The following is a 23,565-nucleotide window of genomic DNA, read 5'->3' on the forward strand; positions in this document are numbered from 1 at the left end:
CTCCTGTAGGATTTCTATTTAGCCGCTGAATACTCCTGGCACGGCCTCTTTGTCGTAAGTTTTGATAGCAAGCTTCGTTGTGTACGCTTCGTATTTGATGTTATTGGCGTACTTCTTGGACTAAATGCTACCGGTAGCATTATGTGCTTAAAAAAATGCGAGGTGATCACTGAGGTTGGTGAGTTCAGGTCAAAATTGATTTATTTAAATGACAATAAATCCAATATATCGCACAATAATGGACACATGCATAAATGCTACCGGTAGCAAATATTTCACAAATGTCAGGTAAGATCAAGTCAAATTTCAGAAATATCTCTTTGAGTCTGATTACATTTGGAGTCGGCCTAACGTTCCATTAGCGACCATTTCTGCATCATGCAATACGATAATAATATCGTCGTACCTTTCTTTAAAAACGTCACTTGCCAAGAAATTTGACATCCCACCGTCCGGTAACATATTGATGTTGATCTGTGTCAGTGAACGATATCCAATCGCTAAGTCTCGGGCTGTATAAGTGCCAAATGAATTTGAAATGACAAGCGCACGTTTGTTACTTAATGGGTTTTGAGTGAGGTATTGAGTGGTGTGAGCTCTTGTTATGGATGGGTCCGAATCGAGAGCCTGTGCTATCCAATCGGTTGGCTGTAGGGAAATGCCCCTTTCAGCGTAGGGGATATGCCAAGCTTGGCCTTCAGCAATAAACCCAATAAACATACTAAGGTCACTACCTCGCGCGACTAACCGTTTTCCGTCATTGACATCATCAGGTACCTGAATCTCCAATTTCTTCAAAAGCGACGTGGCAAATAGCGATGTGCTCATGCCGAAAGCATGAAAGTTTTGTGGCGGGTAAAAATACGCAGTGTCACGTTGCTGCTTGAACTCGTCAAGCGGGTAGTGGAATATGGCGTTGAATTCTTCGCTTGTTTGCCGCCCAGCATTTATTTCTCTCAATATTTTGGCCGTATCGCAGCGACGACGAGTTTCGGCTGGCACGCCGCTATGCAATTCTTCTGGGTAAACATTGGGTTTGCTTGGGTAAACAGTGACCGCTAATCGCGCACTCTTATCCTGTAAACTTTGGAGAAATGTTCTAAGGTTTTGCTGACTCCTGTTTAGCCGCGCCGCATTGTAGTCCGGGCATGAACCATTTATGGCACTGAACTTGGTGCTGGCATGGTAGCTTAAAAATACAAAACCATCTTGAGTTCGGAAAACTCGTCGATTTGGACTTTCGCCGAGGCGGTAAAACAAAAAACGCCGATACATCTGATTCAATGGCAGTGCAAAGCCAATATGATCATCAACAAAATGCGAGGTTTGTTTTTGTATGCTCGTATCGCCCCTCAGGTTTGACCAGATGGTTTTAGCTGATAGATCTGGGAAAGTTGTTAGTGTTCGATTTTCAATGGCAGACCGTAATTGATGGTCGCTGTAAAAACCTGCCATAGCGGGAGTAAAGAGCAATATCGCCAGCAGCAGCGTGGTCACGCGTGCTCGATAACCATAGTCCTGTACAAGTTTTGTCATATCTAGAACCTGAAATAGATAAATGGGCTATAGCTCCCTGACACAACCAAAACCATACAAAGTAGCGCGAGACTTATTAGGCCTGCGATTCTGAGTGTGCAGGTTAACCAGGGAGGAGGTCCTTTCACTAGCCGAGTAACAATGGAATAAACTGGGAATGATGCGATCGCTGCAATAGGGAACAAGAGTCTAGCCTCGGGGCTAAAGAACATGGCAAATGTATGTTGTTGTTGTCCATCGAATCCCGCCATAGCGGTTAGAAACGTGATCGCTTGATCCAGGTTTTCAGCTCGAAAGAAGACCCAACCAACCATCACAACCAAAATCAGGTATAGCCACGACATGAAGGGCGGTAGTCGTTTCAGTAACCGCGCTAGGCCGATACGCTCTATCACGAGTACGGATCCGTGGAAATACCCCCACAACAGAAAGTTCCAAGCCGCGCCGTGCCAAATTCCGCACAGTGTGAATACGATGATTAGATTTAGATAAGTTCGAAATTTACCTCGTTGATTGCCTCCCAGCGGTATATAGAGATAGTCCCGAAACCAGGTGGACAAAGAAATGTGCCATCGACGCCAAAACTCACTGAGTGATGTGCTCTGGTACGGATAATCGAAGTTTCGCGGTAAGTGAAAGCCAATAATCCTGCCGAGGCCGATTGCCATCAATGAATAAGCCGAAAAATCAAAGTATATTTGCAGTGTATACGCAGACACACCAGACCAGGCCGCGGTAGTTGAGATAGATGCATTCGACATGGAGAACACGTCGTCGGCAACCAATGCCATTTTATCGGCTAAAATTAATTTTTGACTCAGACCAATAATAAACAAACTAAATCCAGCTTGAATATCATTGAACTCGATTACACGATTACGGATCGCCTGCGAAATACTGGCGTAGCGCACGATGGGGCCGGCGATTAGCTGGGGGAACATGGAAATATAAAGACCGAGGTCCAATACTGAGTTGGCTGGTTTGGCGTCGTGCCGATAAACATCTACGAGATATGAGATTGCCTGAAACGTGAAGAACGATATGCCCAGTGGCAGAACGGGGAGTTGTTGGCGATTGATAGTGAGTCCGAGTATCTCAGTCGTCACAAAGCCGAAGTATTTGAAATAGAACAAAAAAATTAAATTTAGGCCGACACCGATCGCGAGTGCAAGTCGCTTTCGTGGGCCGTGATCAATGCGTTTGCTAATCCAGTAATTGCAAACTATGCTGACTAGGAGAAGCGCCACATACAAACCTTCGCCCCAAGCATAAAAGAACAGACTAAAACATAAAATAGTGACATTCCTAAAAGGCAGTGTCGCATACGCGGTGAAAAATAACGGTAGGAAAACAAATAGGAATATGGAGGAAGAAAAGACCACGAGATAGCTCTAGTCGGATGCGTAGTGGTGATGATCTTGCAAAAGGGTACTGACGGTCAAGTGGTGGTAGATTGGTGATCATCAAGTCGATTAAAAAAACTGAATCCGAATAGGTTGGACTCGCATCAAACTAGCATCACTAACCACCCATACACGAGAATGATAATGAAAAACATTGCTGCAAACTTGATGATCCTGCTGAGTTTATCCCTGAATACCGCCGCAGCCGAATCAGACGCTGCACAAGTGATGATGTTTGGTACTTTTCACTTTAGTAACCCTGGTCTGGATGTCGTGAAACACGATGAAGTCAATGTGCTAACGCATGACAATCAGGTCTATCTGCAAGCTATGACCAAACGCATCGCTAATGAATTCAAGCCAACGGCCGTCTTGTTAGAGTGTGCACTGGCGTCACAAGCAAAGGTTGATAAGGAGTATGCGGCATATCTGAAAGGTGACTATGCGCTCGCAGTCAACGAAATTGATCAGGTTGGTTACCGAGTGGCGAAGCAGGTGGGTTTAGCTCAGGTCACATGTTTTGATGAACGAGAGGTGCAGTGGAAAGCAGAGGCTTTACATAAGGTGATGCCAGAGTCGAACCCCGCACTGCAAGCGGAGTTTGAATCCACCGTACAAGACTTGGTGGCTGAATTTAATGCATTGAGCGCCACGCTGACACTGGGCGAGATGCTGCGTGAAATGAACTCCACGCAACGAGATTTGCAGAATAAGAGTTTCTATTTGTTGACCAATGAAGTCGGCGCGATGGGCGAGGGCTTTTACGGCGCCGATTCTGCTGCCAGCTGGTGGCATCGCAACTTTCGTATGTATGCCAACGTGCAAAAAATTGCGCAGCCCGGCGAGCGTGTATTGGTGTTGGCCGGACAAGGTCATACGTCAATTATGAAGGACCTGCTTGAGTTAGATCAGAAACGACAAGCGAGATCAATCGTGCCGCTGTTGTAATTTGACCACGTACTTGTTTGTTGGTGGCTCTTGTTCGAGTTCATCGACATCAATCTCGCGCCGGTGTTGGTTTTGACTGGTGACGTGAACGTAGTCGGTTTTCAAACTGCATGCTAGCGGCGCGCGAAAAGTGTTCTCAGCAAACTAGCTGCGCCCGCGTGTGTGGTGAATGGCGTCGGTGCGGTGTTGGTTGATTATCGGTTGAATGTTGGACTGTTTGATAGCCCAGACTATCGTATTACCCCCGCCAATTTTGACGGCTACGGGTAGTGCGAAAGTGAATTAATCGGATGATTCGTTCGACCGCGCCGAACGAAGTGCCAAATCTTAGAATATGGGGCAGACTGAGATACTGAGTTTACTGTTACCGCTGATACGGTGAGTTTGTTAATTTAGGTTCGGTCTGATTTTGCTTCAGTCCCAGTCTCAACCACAGCTCCAGTCCCATCCACAGCCCCAGTGCTCACGCATACCGACGAGCCGCCCTGATCATTACCTCGTACGTTCACCGACCAGCCGAGCCGGTCACAGATCATGGTGACAATATACAGGCCTAGTCCACTGTTCGAGGTAACCACCGACTTGCCCGAGTTTGTATCCGGGAATACCGGGCGCGTATCACTTCCGTCGCTGCCTTGGTCGATGACTTCAAAGTGTTTGTCAGTCAGGGTGAGCTGAATCTTTCCGCCGGTGTGCTGCAGCGCATTCTGGATCAGATTACGCAGCAACATCTTGACCAGTACCGGGTCTGCATCGACCCAGCTGTCGTCATCCGTCGTGTTTTGGTCCACTCGAGAATCAATGTCATACTGTGATTTCAGGTCATCCAGTACCCCTGTTGCTATGCTGCCGATATGAGTTTGCTGCGGGCTCAGTCCACCATCGCGACGTGAGAGTTTGAGCAAGACATCAATGTTGTCGCTCATTTCGAGAGCTGCCGATTCGATTCGCCTCAAGACGTGCTGACTTGATGACGAAACGGTGTGTTGGCTCTCCAAAACCTCAAGCGCACCTAGAACGACCGATACGGGTGTTTTTAACTCATGACTGGCCATGCCGACCAATGCTCTCTCGCGCTCCAGGTATTGTGACATTTCGTGTAAGAACTCGTTAAAGACCGTGGCAATCTCGTCGAGTTCACGGTCCTCAAACTCTTTGTTGCTTAGTTGAAACTCTTTGCTGATTTGAGTACGTCGGATATCACGGGTAAGGGCACGCAATGGAGCCACGATTCGACGGCTGCTCGAATACGCCAAAAAGAAACTGATCAGAATGGTCAGCAGGGCGATGCCGATCACGATTTTGAAAAATCGCGATTCGCGTTTAAATATTTGCGAGACGTCTCGGGCATGAAAAAACCGGCCATTGTCCAACGCTTCAATATTGACGATATAGCGGTGCTCATCGACGCCAAACTGAATATGTTGGCCAACTTCCAAGTTTTGGAACAGCTGCGTTTGGGGTTCGAGGTGTGGTGTCTGGTTTGGCAGGTATTCGATGATAATATTTTTGGTGCGATGGAATAATGGTGCATCGAGCTGGTGCTCGGACAGGATAAAGTTTCGTTCTTCGACAAAATCTTGTCGTAGAAAGTCTTCTTCCAGACGTTTTGTGAGGGTGACAACCAGTGTCGTCATCACCAGCACCAGGACAATGTTAACCAGGAAAACAGTGGCGAAGAATTTTTTGGAAATCGACGGTTTAGTCATTCGGCAGCGGTGGGTGCAAGCGATATCCACGGCCGTGTAGGGTCTTAATCAAATTGACACCAAAATGTTGTTGTAAGCGTTTTCGTAGTGAGTAGACGTGGGTTCGGAGTACGTTCACGTCCACTTCGCGTTCGGCCCAAAGTTTTTCACTCAGTTCCTTATACGGTACGAAGTTGGGGTGTGCCCGAACTATGATCTCGAAGATTTGAGCGCCCATGCCAGACAATGCGGTGGGATTTTTCCCATCAATGCTCACTTCTAATGTGCCGAGGTTGAGTTGGACACTGTCCGCACGAATTTCCGTGGTTTCTGCACCCGTCGAGCGCCGATGTAATGCTTCAATACGCAATTGCAATTCTCTGAGCTGAAATGGCTTGACCAGATAATCATCGGCACCGACCTTGAAGCCTTCTTCTTTGCTTCGCATTTCACCTTTGGCCGTCATGATGATGACTGGTACGGTCGATTTGAGGTCTTCCCGAATCCGGCGGCAGATTTCTATTCCGCCAATCCCAGGCAGCCCCAGGTCTAAGGCTACTACATCATAATGATTGGTCGCCAGTAGGTGCAGCGCAGTCAGCCCATCGGCAGCAAAGTCAATGATGTAGCGTTTTTCGCCGAAAAATTCGCTCAGGTTCTGAGACAGCGCAGTGTGATCTTCTATCACCAACAACCGGATGCGTCCATTAAATTTTACCATTGCCTCATACCAAATTCGTTCGACCTGAAATCACTATATTTTGCCGCAACCAAGGGGCGTTGAGGCGATATTGGGCAAAGTAGCGTAGAAAGAATGGACCCCAGCGTCAAGTATTTCTCCGTGCAGTCTACGTGTAGCGCGCGAGGCAGTTTGATGATTATTTGAGATTTAATTGATGCGGGTTTGTTGAGCGGTGCCGTAAGCTCTCGGTCCTTGACGATCAGGCCATGTGTGTGTGGACAAACCGTCATTTAACGAGACGTTATATTAATGTTTGTGTGAGTCGCTACCGGAGATTGGTCGGTGACTGGGTTGTGGAAAGTGGGTATTAAAATGGCTGGAAATATTGATCAAAGCTTACAAGAACTGATGAATGTCGATGGCGCGATCGGCTGTTGTATCGCGGATTACACGTCGGGAATGACGCTTGGTGCGACGGGATCAACTGTGGATCTTGAGCTTGCGGCTGCGGGGATTACCCAAGTCGTTAAAGCGAAAATGCGCACTATGAAAGAGTTGGGTATCAGTGGCGAGATAGACGACATTCTGATTACCCTGCAAGATCAGTTTCATGTGATTCGTCCAACCGCGAAACACAAAGGGTTGTTCATCTATCTGGTACTAGATAAAACGCGTGCAAACTTGGCGCTGGCTCGCCGTAAGGTGAGCAATGTGGAAGCTGGCATCGAGATATAAACCGTCTAAGTCAAGCGCACACATCAAACTAATGCGTGCGCTTCACTCAGATCAGCACGTCGTTGATCGGCACGGTTTAGTGCTTTTTGGGTTCGCCCTCCAAGTAGCGACTTAGTTGCATCGTTTCGACCTCTTTATTACGGCGTGCTCGAATGTTGATCAATTCTACGCTTAAGGAAAACGCCATCGCGAAGTAGATGTACCCTTTGGGTATGTGCAGATCTAGCCCCTGCGCGATTAACGCAACGCCAATCAGTATCAGAAATGCCAGTGCTAAGATTTTGATGGTTGGGTTGCGTTCGACAAATTCACCAATGGTTTTGGCTGCTAGCATCATTACCACGATGGACGTCAGTACCGCCAACACCATGATTGAGATGTGTTGGACCATGCCGATCGCGGTGATGACCGAATCAAGTGAAAATACAACATCAACAATGGCGATTTGTGTCAGGATAATGCCGAAGGCTGCTGCTGGTTTGGCAGTCGCGGTTGGGTGATTAATCTCCAGGCTATGGTGAATTTCCAGTGTCGACTTGGCCAACAAAAATAGACCACCTCCGATAAGAATAATGTCGCGACCTGAAATCGCCTCGCCTAAAATGGAAATTATGGGCGCGGTTAACTTCATGATCCAAAACAGACCAATCAACAGCATTAATCGCATGACCAGTGCCAGACTCAAACCGAGCAAACGTGCGCGGTCCCGCTGTGATTCGGGCAGACGTCCTACCAGTATCGAGATGAAGATAAGATTGTCGATGCCAAGCACAATCTCCAGCGATACCAAAGAAATAAGCGCAATCCACCCTTCGGTGGTGGTGATCCATTCGAACAATTCAGGCCTCTAACCGAGCAGTATTAAATCATGAGAGTAAGCGAGATTATGAACTAAGTTGCGACCCTTTCGCTTGCTTCATTGCAAATATTCTCGAAAGCTTAGACCAAAGTCCCTATCTCTGCCTGTAACAACTTTCTATAGTGATTCCGTTAACTATTTTCGGTTGGGTTCCAAAATATAGTTTGAATTGATGCGCTCAGCGTATTGAATACAGGGTTGATTATTCCATGCACAATGAAAAACAACGGGACTTAGACGCATCCACGTCAAGACGCTCACTTTTGAAAGGCGTCGGCTTAGGGTCAGTCTGGTCCACGCCGATAGTGTCGTCGATCTTGCTGCCAGCACATGCGCAAACTAGCGCGGCAATTTGTGCAACAGACAGTACGGTGGGTGGCCCACTTTCCGGCAATCCCAGCGACGCGGCGACTTGTCAGGCGGCATGTGAATTTGAGGCCGCTAGCGAAGGTGCTCAGCTGTGTGATGTGCGTGAGGTTTCAACCGGAAGTGGAACAGATTGTTCGTGTGACTTAGATCTACCAAGCTCATAACGCGACTCAGATCGCGGTGCTTGTCTAAATTCAAGTTATACGATTGGTGGGTAAAGTGTTGGGCCAGTCAGGGTAAGACCGTCTGGGTTGGGTGTGCTCCATGGCGTTGAGGTCATCGGGTTTTGGTTTTCTAATTAAAGCAGTGGCCACAAAGCCACTGATAAATAATTTTTCGTGGGGAAAAATTTATGGGTACAACATGCTCGTTCGTTCGACACGGCGCCATCGCGCTCGTTTCTTCTTTTGCCGTAATTTCATCTGCCAGCGCGGGGCCATTGGAGTCTGCTATTGCATCTGAGCTGGCGCGTGAGCTCGAAAATTCGGCTCAGACTTATCAGCACCAAGCCATGGAGGCGCGAGTGAAGGCAGCCCGTGCGGATTTATTCCCAGCGGTCAAACTCAAGGGCATTGAAGCCCGGCGCCACGAATCTGTGCGCGCAGTGGAGTCAAGCTTGATCCGCGATGGCGAAAACACCTTTGACAACTCGCGTTTTACTGCATCGATCTCACAACCAATTTTTGATAAAGAGATTTATGGCCAAATCGCCGAGGCCAAAGCCTACACCAAATTCAGTCAAGATGCCTTGGCACTGGAAAAATCCGAAATCGCCGAAACGTTTTTGACGGCCTATCTGGCAATTGCCAAAGGGAAAGAGCTGCGTGAGTCTTACGGACGTTCCGTTTCACTACTGGCGCAAGAAAAGCAGCGAGCTACTAAAAAGCTAGAGGCAAACCTGATCACAGTACGTGAATTGAACTCGATCAATGCGATGCTGTTGAATACCCAAAAGAATCGAGAATTCTATAATTCAACCACAGCCCGCAGCCGCTCGTATCTGGATTCCCGTTTAGTTGGAGGAGCGGAAGCAGTCCCAGTGATCGATAGTCGATCGAACTTTGCCGGTTTGGCTGCACCCTCTGAGCCTGTTACTGGCGGCGCCATGATGGATGCCGATGTCATTAGTTTGCGTACCGACATCGAGTTGCTGAATGCGCGGGAGTCAACAGAGCGTGCGAAGCGTTTACCGAAAGTAAGCTTGGTGGCACAGTATGAATACGATGATGCTGCCGAAACGGTGTTTGGGGGTCCCAATCAAATCGAAGACTACGAAGTTGGCATTCAGCTCGAATGGAAATTATTTCGCGGCGGTCAATCACGCCATAAAATCAGTGAAATTAACGCCCTCAGAAACGCCAAGCAAGCACGTTTAAATAAGATGCTGGCGACTGCTGAAGGCGGCTTGGAACTGCAAGTGAGTGCCTTTGAACAGGCTAAGCGTCGACTTGAGTTAGAGCAAGAGGTCATGCGTTACCGAGAAGAGCTCAACAGCGCGAGCGACAGCGCTTATCAAGCGGGCAAAGAAGGCTTGATGGACTATATTGGCGCACAGCTGCAATTAGAAGACAGCCGTCGTGCCGTGATCTCAGCAAAGTACGATTTACTAGATCAGTACGTCCGCATGCACAGTCTGGCTGCCACCCTGTTAGATCAAGCCGTGCCGGAGATTGACGGATATTTCAATTAAGTCTTGCGAGTTACCTGACTCTCGTGACTACCTAAATCGGTTAAAACTAGTCTCTTGTCGGCATGCCGCTCTGCGTGTGTGCCGACTCGTCTAGATCAGCTGCAGAGATCTAAACATGCAAAAAATTCGAATCGTTATTTCGATCCTCCTAATCACAGTGTCTCTCTGGGCACTGTTTTTGCCGCCGGTATTTCCTTCCAGCGCGCACGCCGTGGTCAATGCGAAAACTTATCAGCTAACGGCATCGTCATCAGGTGTCGTCAGCAACTTATTCATCACTGAGCGCCAATCCATCGAGGCTGGTGAAGTGGCGGTGGAGATCAAACAGGATCAAGCGCTCATTCTGGATGAAATTAACGCGCTCAGCTCGGATGTCAAGCAAACCGAAGAAGAGTTGATGGCGGTCAGTGAGGCGCTCAACGATCAGGGTGCAGCGAATACCGAGATGCGCCGGCGAGAACTTGTCCAAATTGATGCGGAGATCGCATTGGCGAAACAGCGTTTGAGTGATGCGAAAAGCATGGCTGCCTTAGCGGTTCAAAATGAGCGCCAACACGCGAGCCTGCTTGACAGTAAGGTGATTACACTGGCGGAATTTCAGGCTACTAAAACAGCCAATATGGAAGCGCGCACGTTGGTGAATGAGACTGAAGCCGCTCTTGAACGCGCGAAAATATCACGAGCCCAGATTAAGGCGCAAAACCAGGCCGCCAGCAATACCTGGAGTGGATCGGAGATACTGGATCCAATGCAGCAATCGCTAACGCTTCGTAAGTCTGTGCTGCAGGCGGAATTGAATGCCGCCCAGCGCAAAATTACACAATTACAAGCCACATTGGCTGCCGGCGCTGCGCACTCACAGTCGGCCCCGATTGATGGTCTGGTCTGGAAACTGAACGTGATTACCGGGCAACCTGTGGCGCGTAATGCACCGATATTGTCGGTGGCGCATCCCGGTAGTGTGTTCGTGGAAGCCTATCTTGCGCGCCATTTTTTGGATGCAGTCGCGGTCGGCGACCACGCGGTAATCTATCTCAACAAGGGTAACAAGCTGTACAACGGCACCGTGAAATCGATCATGGCATTGGAGGATGGCGGTGCCGACGGCGAAGACTCCGCCATAGCGTCGGTCTCTCCGGGTAATTTCAGTATCAAACTCACGATCGCGATTACTGACGGCGATATTCTGCTTAGTGACATCGGGCGGTTAGGCAAAGTGATTATTACCAGCTCTGAGCCGTCGATCGCGGAAAAAATCATGGTGGCCCTGAGTATTGCGCTCAGGACCAACGCTTAGGTAATCAGGAGGAGATCGCTGCCATGGCACAATTGTATCCCGGTGTGTTAGCCAACTTGCTCTTGGTTCTCGGTTTGGTCATTCTGTACAAATCAGCCCATCGTCAACACCGTATGGTGAGGCTGTTAATCGCCATCCTGTTTGTGGTAGTCAATGTGCGCTACTTGAACTGGCGCTACACACAGACTTTGCCGACATTCGACTTCTCGTTAGAGAGCATTTGGATGCATACCTTTTACTTGTTCGAGGCGCTCTCGGCCATTCTGCTCAATTGGCATTTTTTCGTTTTAGTCGCGCCAACGAATCGTAGCGCTGAGGCTGATCGTTGGGAAGAGATTTTGCGCGGCCAGAAGGAACTGCCTGACGTGGATATCTTGATTCCAACCTTCAATGAGCCGCCTGAGATGTTGATAGACACGATTCGGGCGGCCAAATCAGTGCAGTACCCAAACTTTAAGGTCTGGGTGCTAGACGATGGAAACCGTGATTGGCTGCGCGATATGGCGAGTGAGCAAGGTGTTGGTTATATCCGACGCGAGCAGCGTATCAATTTCAAGGCGGGTAATTTAAACCACGCTCTAAAGTTGATTTCAGGTGAGGTTGTGTGTGTGGTCGACTCTGATTTTCAATTACACGCCAATTTTCTCTGGCGTACCGTCGGGATGCTCAATGAGCCAAAAATGGCATTGATTCAAACCCCGCAAATTTACCGCAACTCAGACGCCATACAACATAATCTAGGTGGTGAATTCGCCTGGACTGAAGCGCAGTGTACTTTTTCAGACGTCATGCAGCCGGGCCGAGACCGCTGGGACAATGCGTTTTGCTATGGAACCAGTTTTGTTGTCCTGCGCAGCGCATTGGACAAGATTGGTGGATTTTCTACCGAGACGGTGTCAGAAGACCTCGCGACTTCGTATCAGTTGATTGCTGAAGGCTATAAAGTGCGTTACCTCAACGAACCACTGAGTCATGGTCTCGCGACCCAGGACATCGTCGCGTTCGTAAAACAGCGCGCGCGCTGGTGTAGGGGTACGATGCAATGTTTATTGTCACCACATGGTGTGTTGCGCAACCGATCACTCTCGATCGTAGATCGGCTGTTTTTTCTGGACCCGGTGCTGTATCACATCGGCAGTTTGTGGACGTTGATGTTGTTGCTCTCGCCAGCGGTGTATTGGTGGCTTGGTATTGCCCCGTTCTACACGGATTTTGGGCATTTACTGGTCGTGTTAGCGCCTAGGATCTTATTGGTGACACTCGGTTTTTATTGGTTGAGCTACGGCAAAACAATTCCCATTGTTTCTGAAGTCGGTCGCATAGTGGGTATATTCCAGTTATGTAAGGGCGTCTTTGCCACGTTGTTGAATCCGTTTAACCAAGAGTTTTCGGTTACGCTAAAGTCCAAGGAGGCCACCGACACGGTTGTGTATTGGAATTTAATGCTTCCGTTGATTGGTATCGCTGTGCTGACTCTGACCGGCTTTTTGGCACGCTATCTCGGTTTCATGAATGACGATGTTCTGTGGCGAACTGACTTTGGTTTGATGATCTCACTCACGGTCTACACGCTCTGGTTGTTGTATCTCTCATCTCTGGCCTGTGTTCAACGGCCTATGGTGATCAATCCGCATGTGAGCCGAATTGGCAGTGTCAAAAAGTCGATAAAGCAGCTCGCGCTGAGGCTGTTTTAGGAGAAAGTATGCGACATCGCGTCTTACTAACCGTTTTATTTTTGAACTTGTTGTTGGGTGAATTGGTGACGGCAAGAGAAGATCAGAGTGTGCTGTTCTTCGCTGGTCAAAGCCGCGAAGAATTCGCCGACTACCTGACGCATGTTTGCGAACAAGGTAACGCGTGTCCGCGTCCGGTCGGGGCGGCGTTTTATACGTCACTGCATGGTAATGGTTTCGAACGACCACATGCCAATGCACCGGGTGACAATCATCAGGACTTTTGGTACTTGCAGTCGGTCTACAAACCACTGATGGTCCAGGTCGCATTATGGATGTCCCCCGAAGAGTTGGCGAAGGTTAACCAGGGTGAGTTCGATGTGCAGGTTGAACAGCTCGTGGATCGGCTCGCACAAAGCGGTCAACGAATATTTCTGCGTATAGGGTATGAGTTTGATGGGCCACACAATCGCTATCAACCAAACGAGTTCGTTGCGGCTTACCGAAAAATCGCCAAGCAGGCGCGACGGGCTAGCAATATTGAACTAGTCTGGCATTCGTTCGCAATGCTGCCGACCTATCAGGAGCGGGATGTGATGGCGTGGTATCCCGGTGATCGGTTCGTCGACTGGCTTGCCATCAGCTACTTTCAGGTCTCAGATGACGGATACCACGCAGGACCAAATCGCCAGCGTATCATCGAGATAGCCAAAGCAAAGCAAAAGCCGGTCATGATTGCTGAAGCGAGTGCAATTCGATACACCGTGACGCAAAAAGCCGCACAAGGAAAATCTTACTGGGACTACTGGTACAAACCCTTCTTCGACTTGATTGAATCCACACCGGAAATCAAAGCCGTATCGATGATCAATGTGAACTGGGACTCGCAGGCCCAACATCGTGTGTTGGAGTGGGGCGACGCTCGAATCGCCTCTGACGGCTATGTATTGAAACAGTGGCGCGAAAAAATGCATGCACCTTATTGGAAGTCGGTTCGCTACATAGACCAATAAGGAAATTGTGATACTGAAAAGTACCGAGCAAACCAGCTATCATTTTTAAGCGCTTTGAATATTTGAAGGGCCGAGTTATTATTGGTGAAACAGCATGGTTAGCTTGATTTATACGTCATCTTGAAAATTTATGGTATTGATCGGTCGTGTATGAAGCTTCTCTCCAAAGGCGTGCTGGTCTCAGTCACAACTTAGAAGGCAATGCCGTCGTCACAATGAGCGGAGATAAGTTACCCAAATAATCACTTCAGAAAGGAATACTTGAATCTATAATGACTAGAAAATTTCGTCTCTTGAAAACATGTGTTTCACTAGCACTAGCAAACATGATTTCTGCACCGGGCCATGCCGCAACAATCACTGTTACAAGTCAGTCTGACACTGATACAGCAGGCTGCACGCTTAGAGAAGCCATCATATCTTTGAACTTAGAGACCTTAGAGAATGGCTGCGCGAATATGGCAGACGGTTTTGGCGTAGCAGATAGTGTCGTCTTTGATCCCGTGGTTTTTCATACGATGGGAATCACGAATATTGTATTGGATGATTCCAAAGGTCCTCTCAGTATCGTAGCTGGAAAGAATGTCGCGATTAATGGCTTAGGTGTTGACGCGATCGCTGTTGACGGTGATGAGGAAACACGAATCTTCGATGTATCTGGCAGTATTCTTAGTATTTCGGATATATCACTTACTCGTGGAAGCACTGCTACTCGAGGCGGAGCTGTATTGGTATCCGGAGGCGGGAGTCTGAGTTTGACAAATGCCAACGTGACTGCAAGTCAAGCGGGCGTCAGTGGCGGCGGTATCGCGATTGAAGGTGGGAGCGCGGTAACATTGCTCAACGTCGAGATATCGCAGAACAGTGCGGCTGGTCAAGGCTTGGTGAATTTAGATCCAACTGGGGGGCTTCTTGTTGATGATACCTCTTCGGCTTGGTTAAGTGAGTCGACCGTCTCATCAAATGACTCTGTCGGAATTTCAGTGTCGGAAAATGCGCAATTGACACTTATAGATTCGGAAGTCTCGCAGAATACTGGTGAGGGTATTGTGTTAAGAGGTATCAGTGAGCTTGAGGCCACGCCGTCAAATCCTGTGGTTTTTTGCAGTGCTACCGTTACCAATTCTAAGATTAACACTAACGTAGGGGGCGGAGTCTTTTCCAACTATTGTAACCTAGATTTGACGAATTTAATCGTAACCGACAATGGCGGATCGGGCGTCTTCGCGAGTAGTGCAACTACAATTTCCTTGCGGAACAGTGAGGTCTCAAATAATGGGATGGGAGGCATCATCGGGGTAGGGCGTTCCTCTGCTAGTACTGGTGGCCTTTACCCCGCAGCACCAGTTAGTCTTTCAATTGTGAACACCACAATCTCTGGTAACTCCGGTGGTAGTGGGCTCGACGTCACTGATGGTAGTGTGTTCCTTGCTAGTAGCACGATCAGCAAAAATGCAGCTAATCAAGGCGGTGGGCTACGAATCGGGAGTCTGGGCAGCGTGCAGATGGCAAACACAATACTGTCAGGAAATGTTGCACAAAATACAGGTGCAGAAGTGTATATGTCTGGTTATAGCGGGTTTACCAGCTTGGGGTCAAACATCATTGGAAGCGCATCTAAACCCTATGAAGAGTCAGTTAGCGGGCCGAGTGCGGATCAGTTTGTCCTAGTCAATGAGGACTTTAATGCTGCCGTAGATGGTGAGTTTGCTGCATTCAGTTCGGAGCTCTTTGGGGCACTCGAAGACAATGCATGTCAGAGCTCTGTTGGCGTGTCTGGATCAAGCGAGTGTGCCAAAACTCATGGGTTATTGAAAGGAAGTTTGGCAATTGATACAGGTAATGCGACTCATTGTGGCACAGGTACCCCGGTAATCATTGATCAACGTGGGGAATCAAGGCTCGGTGGAGCGTGTGATATTGGCGCCTTCGAGGGGGTTATCACTTCAGGCCATTTATCTGAACAGGGGTTGCGGTTCGTTATCCCTGTTAACGGCAAAGCTGTGAATATCGAGTTATAAGACTGCCGGCGTTTTAATAGGCATTTAACCTACTTATGTGATTGTGGAATGTTAAATAGAATCATAAAAAGACTTAGTAGCACCCTGGCTAGACTTAAGTCGGTACAGGCTTCGGATGGCAAATTGCTAGAACTAGGTGGACGCTCTTATCATTGGTCCAACATGTTGCCTAGTACAATGGCAACGAATACTAACCATGAACAATATTTGAGAGATGTGATCCCTGCCGTGTTGAGCGTGACTACTGGGGCAGTATTTGACGTGGGTGTTAACCGTGGTCAAACTTTATTGAAGCTACTCGAAATATCAACCGATATCGATTATCACGGGTTCGAGCCTCAAGTTGGTGCTTTATATGGCGTACAGTATTTCTTAAATCAAAATAAGCTGAATAACTTTAAGGTTTATCCAGTTGCGTTGGGCTTGTCAAATACGGTCTGTACAATAAAGTCTCTTGACCCCAAGCTAGTTGGGCAGTTATCATCACCGGTCGCATCTATGATCGATGGCTTCCGGCCCGAAGAATTTTATAACTTTGAAACGTCAATTGTCGTTGTGAAAGGAGATGAAATTGTTGAATCGCTGGAGATCGACAAACTGGGGCTTATCAAGATTGATGTTGAGGGGGCTGAGTTGGAAGTGGTTGCTGGTCTCGAACACAGTATTCGAAGACTTAGACCAATAATTTTGTTTGAAGTGTTGCATCATTTTATTGCAGTGAGCAAGCAAGCTTTGGATGATGAGACGAAACTGTTTCGTACAAAACGAATTCTTGAATTGGAGGCCCTGATTCGTTCATTTGGTTACAGAATTTTGCAAATTATTGGGAACGCCGAGTTGTGTGAAGTTGATAAGATCAGACCCAAGGAAGTAAATGAGCTATCCACAACTGATTATCTCGCAGTGCCAGCTGAGAAGGTGCATGATATTGCAAGGGCCTTAAGCAAAACACGAAAAGTATCGCTGTTGGATAGTACCGCGCCTTAAGGAGAATATATCTAGCTACTTGGGTTTTGCTCGAACACATAATTCAAGACCTTACAATATTGGTTGGTTGGCCAGTAACGTAAAACGTCAACCTTTGTCATGCTTGTGCTTCTAAGCAAGCAAGTTCACTCAATATCTTTCGAACACAGTAATTAAAGTAAAGCATACTTTTTCGGATACCCTGATTCTAATAGCACGTGGTAACAGCTCCTTTTCTACTGATGATACTTTCACTATTGTAACCCTTGATGTCGGTTGCAAACGGTTATACATTCGTAGCTCCTCAGGTCGTCCCGATGCCCAAATCAAATACCGGATCACTAGAGTTATAGAAAGCAATAGTTGTTCCAGCACTCAGTTGGTACAGAGCACTGCGGTGGGAGTTGGTCTACGTTGGGCGAGGGAGGAGTACCTCAAGCACCAGCCACTACGTTTGAGTCGCTATGACCGTTGCCTTTTTTGATTCTGCTAGTTTGTTAATGGTTCATTGTACGGACGAGCGTGTTTGTGTTGGCTAGATTTTTGATCCAGCAGGACCCTGTAATAGTTGGCGTAATTCAATTTTCAGTGACTGGTATCAAGACCCACACTGCCTTTTCAGTAGGCAAAGTGTTAAGGTGGACTAGTGTGCCTGTCATCCCCTAACTTGAACTTTGCGCGCACGGCTAAGTTGCTTGTGTTGGGAAGCTTGTTGATCCTAGGGTATCCGGGACGAAGGGTAGTGTACACCGTGCCCGCCGGGTGACCGCGTCACGTATAAGGAACATTTAGCGCGAAAATTTACCAGACCAGCGAGACTTCCCGCACCGGAACCGACTTTATTGTCTGTGATAAACGTTTAGTAAACATTAATGATGGTGTGTGTTTCCCGCCATTTGGTCGGCACAGAAAGCATGAATCAGACCGGATTGAAAGAACTTGATTGGCGTATTGAAGCCCGCTTTATTAATGATCGAGCTAACGACCCGACTGGGTAGCAAGGCGACGTCATTTGCATACATCAGCTTTAATTTTTCAAAGCTCAGTTCGGGGTTGCCCGAGCGCGCTACCGTATTAAACCACAGGGTCAGTTCCTGGTTGTATAACGCCGAAGATTGATCAGCGCATAAGTCGGCGTTGACTAATACGCCATTGGGGGTCAGGTGAGATGCGATGTGTCGGAAATAATTTGTCCGAACCTGTTGGTCCGTGATGAAGTGTGAGACAAGGATGCTGGTAGCCGCATCGTATTGGGTGGTGCGTGCTAATGTTTCAATATATCCGCAGTGGTATTCACACCTTGATTCTAGGCCGAGTTTTTTTAATGTCGCTTGGCAGACACTTAGCATATTGTGAGACGGCTCAACTAGGGTGAACCGCCATTGCGGGAACTGGTTTGCCAAGTAGCAGATCTCTCTTCCTGTGCCGGCGCCTACGCATAACAGTGTCGCGTCAGCGGGTAGGGGTTTGAACACCGAGTTCAATAAAAAATAGAGCCCGTTTGTAATGGGGAACAGGTTCGTCCATTGGGTATCATAGTTTTCTGCCTGTTGGTCAAACAGCGCAACGACGTCATCTGGTTGCATTATTACCTCACGAGTTTGCGGAGTGAAAAAAAAGACGCTCCGGTGTTCGGCGCCTTTAAGTAGTAACGACATATGTTACATTTATAGTTCAGATAAATTCAATATATGTAACTAATAAAGTTTCATAAATCACTCTAATGCGAAAAGATAGCCGCTTGTCTCGTGTTCTGCATGTACTCATTCACATGGGTGCCAGCAATGAACCGTTATCTTCATCACAAATAGGCGCTATGTTGGCGACTAATCCGGCGGTGGTCCGTCGGCTCATGGCAAGTCTAAGCAAAGCCGGGTTTATTACCACCATTCCAGGGCGAGGCGGTGGTTGGGTGTTGGCGCATTCGCTAGAGAACATCACGATGTTGGATATTCATCAAGTCTTTGGCGACGGTTCTCTGTTTACATTAGGACTCACCGACGAACATACGGACTGTGCCATTGAAAAATCAATTAATCGGGAGTTAGGTGCCGTTCTAGACGAGGCTCAGCAGCTTATTCTACAGCGAATGAAAACCTTAAAGCTAAGTCAGCTCGCCGAATGGCAATAGGGCCAGTACAGGGATCCAGCCGGGCGGTTCAGTCACAACTGACTGTCGATCTGGCTGAATTACATGCCCCGACTAGCCATATTTAAAAACCGACTATTGTCCATGTTGCCGTTTGGAGTATCGGAGTAATCTGAGTGTTGAATACGCGTTGGCGGACATTCAGGGTTCGCTGCCAATGAAAAATATATGGAGGATGTAATGTGTGAATTGACTTTTTTTGGCTCCAAGCTTGGGTTGCTGAGGGTTATTGCAGTCTCAATACTAACTACCGTGATGTCGCCACCGTTAGTTGCTCAGTCTTCGACTTACACACCACAAGCCCGGTTCTGTGCGGATGGCGGGTCGACACTGTGTTCGATCATGCCATCGATGATTGGGCAAGACCCGGCAGTAACACCCGGCGTTGGGTATCATGGTTTGCCTGCGGTAGTTTCCGATTTCGATCGTGATTCACAGAGTCCCTTCGATAATATGGCCTGGCAAATGTTTGTCGCCGCTAACTGGTCGCTTGATAGCAGTGCGCCACCAGCGATTGCTTTGAATGGGGTTGGCCAGCGTGTTTGGCAAACTTGGAAACGGCCGCAAGATGTCTTTGGGGCTGAGCCGCCCGTGTGCGCCAATCCCCAGAGTTTGCCGCGTTTCAGTATTATGAGTAAGACTGGTGGCCAACCTGATAGCCGTCTTGACGGTATTCTGGAAGCATCCAGCAACCAGCCGCTGATTGACCGGTATGGAAACTGGGTTATATATGAGCGGCGACTAAACCCGGTGGAAGAGTGGTTTATCACTAAGCCAAGAGTCGAAACAAATGGTAATCAAAGCTATGTTTACACGCTAAAGTCGGTGGATGGGCAGCAGCGCTATATAAAGTCTTTGCAGGCAAATAGCTTAGACTTTTCGTTTCCAGAGGGTGAAGATTTAGTTGCCGTCGATTCAACGACAGAGAAATCAAATGGCAAGGTCGGCGCGATTGAAATGAAGACTGCGTGGCGAATTCTCACGCCGAAAGACCAAAAAAGTAAATACCTTTCGATGGAGGCCTTACTGGAAGTCTCATCGGAGATGGTTTCCAACCAAAAGCCAATCTGTGCGCAGGTGTCGCTTGGTTTAGTCGGTATGCATATCATGCAAAAGAACCCCGTGCGTGGTGATCTGAAAGATCAGTGGATCTGGGCTACCTTTGAGCATCGAGACAACGCGCCACTTTCGTCTGACCCTGCTGATCCAATCGAGTTTGCGAGTTATGGAAAATACCCTGATTCGAATTGTCCCCTGGCAGTCCCTGCGACGGACAAGAGTTACTCTCTGTACAACCCTGACTGCAAGGCATGTGTTAACAATAAACCGCCTGCGACGCGGACCAAAGGCAAATACGTATGGCGTCCAAGCCAACCGTATGCGGGTAACTACTTGAACGCCAACTCTGGTGGTACACCTAAGTACGGTACGCAAGTGGTGCAGTGTGCCAAATCGTACTCACTGACCGCAATTATTGATTCGCAATGGGCTAAGCGTCTCAAATCGGTGAATTCAGTGTTTGCAAATTACACTTTAATTGGAACGCAGTGGGGCGCCGATATTGAGCAAACCGCACCACCGTTTGTACAGCGCTCAGCGGTACCGGATTTTCTCTCCAACACCACCATGGAAACGTATGTGCAAACCGGGACATGTGAGTACGACAAAGGTACTTGCGTTCAGGTCAATGGGGCTGGCAGCTGTGTGGGTTGTCATAAGTCTGCCGCTTTAGCGGCCAAGGACCAGGCAGGTCAGTCTGTTAGCTCAGACTTCAGTTTTTTGATGGGGCTGGCCGAAGACTTCGGTATTAAAACTAAGGTCGTGGAAACTCTGGAATCAGGGAGCACCTTGCCCGATAAGTAATTCGGCTTTGGTTTCAGAGCGGTTATTGATAACCGAAATTTCCCTAAATTGAGTGATACGAATGAGAGAAGGCCTGTGTAAGTATTACTGCGAGTCAACAATTGTTATTGCAGGAGTACGCTATGCAGATACGTTTTTTGACCTTGGTCGTTTTGATGTTGCTGTGTTTTGGTGGTGTTGTGCATGGCCAAACCAAGGTAGTGGTTGTGCCATTAATGGAGTCCGATCAGCGTAACAGCTTTATCGGAGTTTCTGGTGCTTGGAACTGCGCAATCACCGAAACTTGTCAGGATGTATACGAGTTTACGATTGATAAGCCAGCGAACGCGATGCTTGACCTGCGAAGTATTGGCGGCAGCTCGGTCGTACTAACCGCGATCTTTGCGCCGGGTCAGTCATTGAGTGGTACGAATTTATTGACAGGGAGTACGGCAGACCGTGAATGTACTGGGCAAAACGTGCCATATCAGCTCATTCATTTGACGCTGCCAACAGCCGGTCGCTACAAATTGGCTATTGGGCGGGACTGGGGGTCCAGTTCAGGCCTTACCGGGACTTATCAACTTAGATTTTACACGTCGGTACCGCATACTTACCATGGTCAGACCGTGAGCGACTCGAAATCCCAGGCATCCGGCACAGCCTGTCCGCCGTTGATTATTCCGAGTGTTTAACGCATGCAAGGCAGCCCTTTTAGTCTGGGCGTTCATCTAATACCGACAGTTGGTCGTGCCACCAGCGTTATGTTAACCTCTAGTTTCTCCCGATCCACGGTCCTCTAATACCAAGGCTTTATCGTGGGGTTGTGAGCCTTCGTGCGGGTCGTCGTCAGCGTGTTGCAGGGATGGTAAAAGTTCATTCGAAATAGATGACACGAGGATGATCGTTGTTGTCGTAGTTTAGGGGTTAATAGTGCGAAAATTATTTGTTCAGGCGTGCATCGCCGTGGCGATGGGTGTAATTGTACAGTCCAGTGTGTACGCCGAATTGCCAGCGGGTATTGACGTGAGTATTGCTCAAGTGAAAGGCCATGAATCGGACAACACGGAGGTGTTACTGCGGTTTAATTACACAAATACCACCCAGACTCCGGTCTCGATGTTGGTTTGGGGCACCGCACTAGAAGGAAGACTGAATGACGACTTACTCGATGCACGTTTCGAGGGGCGGGGCTTGATGTATCGTGGGCGGGTTTATAAGCGCGGTATACCAAACGCGGCAGACTACATTACCTTGGCACCGTCAGAAACACGCTCCGCGATAGTCGACCTAAGTCAGGCCTATGATTTCTCCGATGTCGGTTCGTATGAAATTCAATTGAGCGAACGTCATCGTGGTCAATCACAGCGAAGTTTTAAGGCCTCGGTGTCGCTGACCATCAACAGCCCACGCCCGCTTTTCAAGCAAACACCAACTTACTCATCATGCACGGCTTCTGAGCAAAGCCAGATTTCCAGCGCTCTGGATGCAGCCGAGAGTATCGCAAAAGTGGCTCGTGACGATCTGGAATCCACACCAATCGCTGCGCGTGGTTCGGCAGCCAGATATGCGGAGTGGTTTGGTAGCTATACGTCCAGTCGCTGGACTCAGGTGCAAGCTAACTTTAATGCGATCTATTTTGCTACTGCGAACCAGACCTTAAATTTTGACTGCTCATGCAGCGAACCTTATTTTGCCTATGTGTATCCAACCCAGCCATATGACATCTATTTGTGTAATGCGTTCTGGACGGCACCGCAAACTGGCACAGACTCGAAAGCTGGCACCATAGTGCATGAACTCAGTCACTTTGTGGTGGTGGCCGACACAGACGATCACGTCTACGGCCAGGCCGGCGCGAGAAATTTAGCCGATACCAATCCGGCTCAGGCGATTCAAAATGCCGACTCTCACGAGTACTTTGCTGAGAACACGCCATTTCTGTCGATGCCGGAGCCCGGACCAGACCCCGACCCAGTTCCGCCGTCGACGTCCGACAGTGATGACCTGCTCCTATCGATTGTGCCCGTTATTGCGAGTATGAACGCGGTACCTCGTGGTCCGGTTCAACCAACCGAGCCAGCGGCCGTGACCGCCGTTAAGAAGTTGGGTGGCCGCTGGCGCTTGAAACGCAACTCATCTGGGTACTCGTTTGAAGATTTTGCACGTTTCAATAAGACGCAGGTAGTGAATGACCCCGACGGGGCGATTATTGCGGGTCAGATGGCGCTTACCAGCGCATTCTCCTACATTCTGAATGCGGCTGATGGTGTGTATTTGAGCGGCGACAAAACCTGGTTTGTGTTGGACCCTTGGGGCTTACCGTCCAGTGACCTCGGAAGTATGTATGTATTTGATCGGACCGCTTCACCGATCGCCGCTTCGCATTATTACTACGTGCCTTCTACGCTGACTCTGTCGACCGGCATCGATACACCGACGACGATCACGCGGTTGTCTGCGACTTACAAAACGACGGACGATACAACAACAATAAAAATCCGCGACCTGTCTGAACGGCTTGCGGATGTAGAGGCAGAGAAACGACGTGCTAAGCGAGGTGTGCAGGGCCAGGCTTCTGAGTCTGCGCAACGCCTACTCAATACGCTTAAAAGTCGTTGAACGCGCCGGCGTGAAACTAGCTGGCAGCGGATTAATTCCCGATGGTGTTGATGAGTGAAGCGTGGTTGACAC

19 protein-coding genes are annotated in these 23,565 nt (G+C 48.5%); 13 read left to right on the plus strand and 6 right to left on the minus strand.

Features of this window, described 5'->3' with window-relative positions; translation table 11 throughout:
- Positions 1 to 330 precede the first annotated feature (330 nt).
- Both IE055_RS03365 and IE055_RS03370 read right to left on the minus strand, forming a co-directional pair.
- The gene (locus IE055_RS03365; RefSeq protein ID WP_189398568.1) at positions 331 to 1,497 is read right to left on the minus strand and encodes an alginate O-acetyltransferase AlgX-related protein; all 1,167 of its coding nucleotides are present in this window, start codon (positions 1,495 to 1,497) and stop codon (positions 331 to 333) included.
- A 41-nt stretch (positions 1,498 to 1,538) separates the two neighbouring features.
- On the minus strand, positions 1,539 to 2,918 hold the full coding sequence (locus IE055_RS03370) for an MBOAT family O-acyltransferase (RefSeq protein WP_189398569.1): 1,380 nt from the start codon (positions 2,916 to 2,918) through the stop codon (positions 1,539 to 1,541).
- A 165-nt stretch (positions 2,919 to 3,083) separates the two neighbouring features.
- On the opposite strand from IE055_RS03370, the gene IE055_RS03375 reads away from it, so the two are divergent.
- Positions 3,084 to 3,887 (plus strand): DUF5694 domain-containing protein, encoded by an 804-nt coding sequence (locus IE055_RS03375; protein WP_189398570.1) that lies wholly within the window; start codon positions 3,084 to 3,086, stop codon positions 3,885 to 3,887.
- Positions 3,888 to 4,279: 392 nt separating this feature from the next.
- Here IE055_RS03375 and IE055_RS03380 read toward each other — a convergent pair whose 3' ends face one another.
- A complete protein-coding gene (locus tag IE055_RS03380; RefSeq protein ID WP_229794113.1) occupies positions 4,280 to 5,524 on the minus strand; it encodes a sensor histidine kinase in 1,245 nt (414 codons plus the stop codon).
- A gap of 64 nt (positions 5,525 to 5,588) precedes the next feature.
- Positions 5,589 to 6,296 carry a response regulator transcription factor gene (locus IE055_RS03385; protein ID WP_189398572.1) on the minus strand — a complete coding sequence of 236 codons (708 nt, stop codon included), beginning with the start codon at positions 6,294 to 6,296 and terminating at the stop codon, positions 5,589 to 5,591.
- A gap of 333 nt (positions 6,297 to 6,629) precedes the next feature.
- Between IE055_RS03385 and IE055_RS03390 the strand changes: the two genes are divergently transcribed.
- Positions 6,630 to 6,992 (plus strand): hypothetical protein, encoded by a 363-nt coding sequence (locus IE055_RS03390; RefSeq protein WP_189398573.1) that lies wholly within the window; start codon positions 6,630 to 6,632, stop codon positions 6,990 to 6,992.
- Positions 6,993 to 7,068: 76 nt separating this feature from the next.
- On the opposite strand, the gene IE055_RS03395 is transcribed toward IE055_RS03390, so the two are convergent.
- Positions 7,069 to 7,830 (minus strand): TerC family protein, encoded by a 762-nt coding sequence (locus IE055_RS03395; protein WP_189398574.1) that lies wholly within the window; start codon positions 7,828 to 7,830, stop codon positions 7,069 to 7,071.
- Positions 7,831 to 8,060: 230 nt separating this feature from the next.
- Between IE055_RS03395 and IE055_RS03400 the strand changes: the two genes are divergently transcribed.
- The 7 genes from IE055_RS03400 (at position 8,061) to IE055_RS03430 (ending at position 16,901) form a co-directional block, all read left to right on the plus strand.
- On the plus strand, positions 8,061 to 8,384 hold the full coding sequence (locus IE055_RS03400) for a hypothetical protein (RefSeq protein WP_189398575.1): 324 nt from the start codon (positions 8,061 to 8,063) through the stop codon (positions 8,382 to 8,384).
- 188 nt (positions 8,385 to 8,572) lie between these two features.
- Positions 8,573 to 9,910, plus strand: a complete 1,338-nt coding sequence (locus tag IE055_RS03405) for a TolC family protein (RefSeq protein WP_189398576.1) — start codon at positions 8,573 to 8,575, stop codon at positions 9,908 to 9,910.
- Between the two features lie 115 nt (positions 9,911 to 10,025).
- Positions 10,026 to 11,207 carry an HlyD family secretion protein gene (locus IE055_RS03410; protein ID WP_189398577.1) on the plus strand — a complete coding sequence of 394 codons (1,182 nt, stop codon included), beginning with the start codon at positions 10,026 to 10,028 and terminating at the stop codon, positions 11,205 to 11,207.
- Positions 11,208 to 11,230: 23 nt separating this feature from the next.
- On the plus strand, positions 11,231 to 12,901 hold the full coding sequence (locus IE055_RS03415) for a glycosyltransferase (RefSeq protein WP_189398578.1): 1,671 nt from the start codon (positions 11,231 to 11,233) through the stop codon (positions 12,899 to 12,901).
- A gap of 8 nt (positions 12,902 to 12,909) precedes the next feature.
- Complete coding sequence (locus IE055_RS03420) at positions 12,910 to 13,893, plus strand: glycoside hydrolase family 26 protein (protein ID WP_189398579.1); 984 nt, start codon at positions 12,910 to 12,912, stop codon at positions 13,891 to 13,893.
- Positions 13,894 to 14,219: 326 nt separating this feature from the next.
- A complete protein-coding gene (locus tag IE055_RS03425) occupies positions 14,220 to 15,914 on the plus strand; it encodes a right-handed parallel beta-helix repeat-containing protein (RefSeq protein ID WP_189398580.1) in 1,695 nt (564 codons plus the stop codon).
- A 177-nt stretch (positions 15,915 to 16,091) separates the two neighbouring features.
- Positions 16,092 to 16,901, plus strand: coding sequence for an FkbM family methyltransferase (locus tag IE055_RS03430; protein ID WP_189398581.1), 810 nt, complete (start codon positions 16,092 to 16,094; stop codon positions 16,899 to 16,901).
- An 848-nt stretch (positions 16,902 to 17,749) separates the two neighbouring features.
- On the opposite strand, the gene IE055_RS03435 is transcribed toward IE055_RS03430, so the two are convergent.
- On the minus strand, positions 17,750 to 18,466 hold the full coding sequence (locus IE055_RS03435) for a class I SAM-dependent methyltransferase (RefSeq protein ID WP_189398582.1): 717 nt from the start codon (positions 18,464 to 18,466) through the stop codon (positions 17,750 to 17,752).
- A gap of 137 nt (positions 18,467 to 18,603) precedes the next feature.
- On the opposite strand from IE055_RS03435, the gene IE055_RS03440 reads away from it, so the two are divergent.
- From IE055_RS03440 to IE055_RS03455, 4 genes are all read left to right on the plus strand, one after another.
- Complete coding sequence (locus tag IE055_RS03440) at positions 18,604 to 19,011, plus strand: Rrf2 family transcriptional regulator (protein ID WP_189398583.1); 408 nt, start codon at positions 18,604 to 18,606, stop codon at positions 19,009 to 19,011.
- A gap of 198 nt (positions 19,012 to 19,209) precedes the next feature.
- Positions 19,210 to 20,892, plus strand: coding sequence for a hypothetical protein (locus IE055_RS03445; protein WP_229794114.1), 1,683 nt, complete (start codon positions 19,210 to 19,212; stop codon positions 20,890 to 20,892).
- Positions 20,893 to 21,014: 122 nt separating this feature from the next.
- Positions 21,015 to 21,566 (plus strand): hypothetical protein, encoded by a 552-nt coding sequence (locus IE055_RS03450; protein WP_189398585.1) that lies wholly within the window; start codon positions 21,015 to 21,017, stop codon positions 21,564 to 21,566.
- Positions 21,567 to 21,804: 238 nt separating this feature from the next.
- A complete protein-coding gene (locus tag IE055_RS03455) occupies positions 21,805 to 23,493 on the plus strand; it encodes a M35 family metalloendopeptidase (protein ID WP_189398586.1) in 1,689 nt (562 codons plus the stop codon).
- Positions 23,494 to 23,565: the final 72 nt, after the last annotated feature.

Origin of the sequence: Arenicella chitinivorans, from assembly GCF_014651515.1 — a bacterium.
In the GTDB taxonomy this organism is placed as follows: Bacteria; Pseudomonadota; Gammaproteobacteria; order Arenicellales; family Arenicellaceae; genus Arenicella; species Arenicella chitinivorans.

What these genes read in the sequence shown, in the direction of transcription:
- IE055_RS03375 (WP_189398570.1), top strand. Translation starts at nt 3,084, where the DNA reads ATGAAAAACATTGCTGCAAACTTGATGATCCTGCTGAGTTTATCCCTG.
- IE055_RS03380 (WP_229794113.1), bottom strand. Translation starts at nt 5,524, where the DNA reads ATGACGACACTGGTTGTCACCCTCACAAAACGTCTGGAAGAAGACTTT.
- IE055_RS03385 (WP_189398572.1), bottom strand. Translation starts at nt 6,296, where the DNA reads ATGGTAAAATTTAATGGACGCATCCGGTTGTTGGTGATAGAAGATCAC.
- IE055_RS03390 (WP_189398573.1), top strand. Translation starts at nt 6,630, where the DNA reads ATGGCTGGAAATATTGATCAAAGCTTACAAGAACTGATGAATGTCGAT.
- IE055_RS03400 (WP_189398575.1), top strand. Translation starts at nt 8,061, where the DNA reads ATGCACAATGAAAAACAACGGGACTTAGACGCATCCACGTCAAGACGC.
- IE055_RS03405 (WP_189398576.1), top strand. Translation starts at nt 8,573, where the DNA reads ATGGGTACAACATGCTCGTTCGTTCGACACGGCGCCATCGCGCTCGTT.
- IE055_RS03410 (WP_189398577.1), top strand. Translation starts at nt 10,026, where the DNA reads ATGCAAAAAATTCGAATCGTTATTTCGATCCTCCTAATCACAGTGTCT.
- IE055_RS03415 (WP_189398578.1), top strand. Translation starts at nt 11,231, where the DNA reads ATGGCACAATTGTATCCCGGTGTGTTAGCCAACTTGCTCTTGGTTCTC.
- IE055_RS03420 (WP_189398579.1), top strand. Translation starts at nt 12,910, where the DNA reads ATGCGACATCGCGTCTTACTAACCGTTTTATTTTTGAACTTGTTGTTG.
- IE055_RS03425 (WP_189398580.1), top strand. Translation starts at nt 14,220, where the DNA reads ATGATTTCTGCACCGGGCCATGCCGCAACAATCACTGTTACAAGTCAG.
- IE055_RS03430 (WP_189398581.1), top strand. Translation starts at nt 16,092, where the DNA reads ATGGCAACGAATACTAACCATGAACAATATTTGAGAGATGTGATCCCT.
- IE055_RS03435 (WP_189398582.1), bottom strand. Translation starts at nt 18,466, where the DNA reads ATGCAACCAGATGACGTCGTTGCGCTGTTTGACCAACAGGCAGAAAAC.
- IE055_RS03440 (WP_189398583.1), top strand. Translation starts at nt 18,604, where the DNA reads ATGCGAAAAGATAGCCGCTTGTCTCGTGTTCTGCATGTACTCATTCAC.
- IE055_RS03445 (WP_229794114.1), top strand. Translation starts at nt 19,210, where the DNA reads ATGTGTGAATTGACTTTTTTTGGCTCCAAGCTTGGGTTGCTGAGGGTT.
- IE055_RS03450 (WP_189398585.1), top strand. Translation starts at nt 21,015, where the DNA reads ATGCAGATACGTTTTTTGACCTTGGTCGTTTTGATGTTGCTGTGTTTT.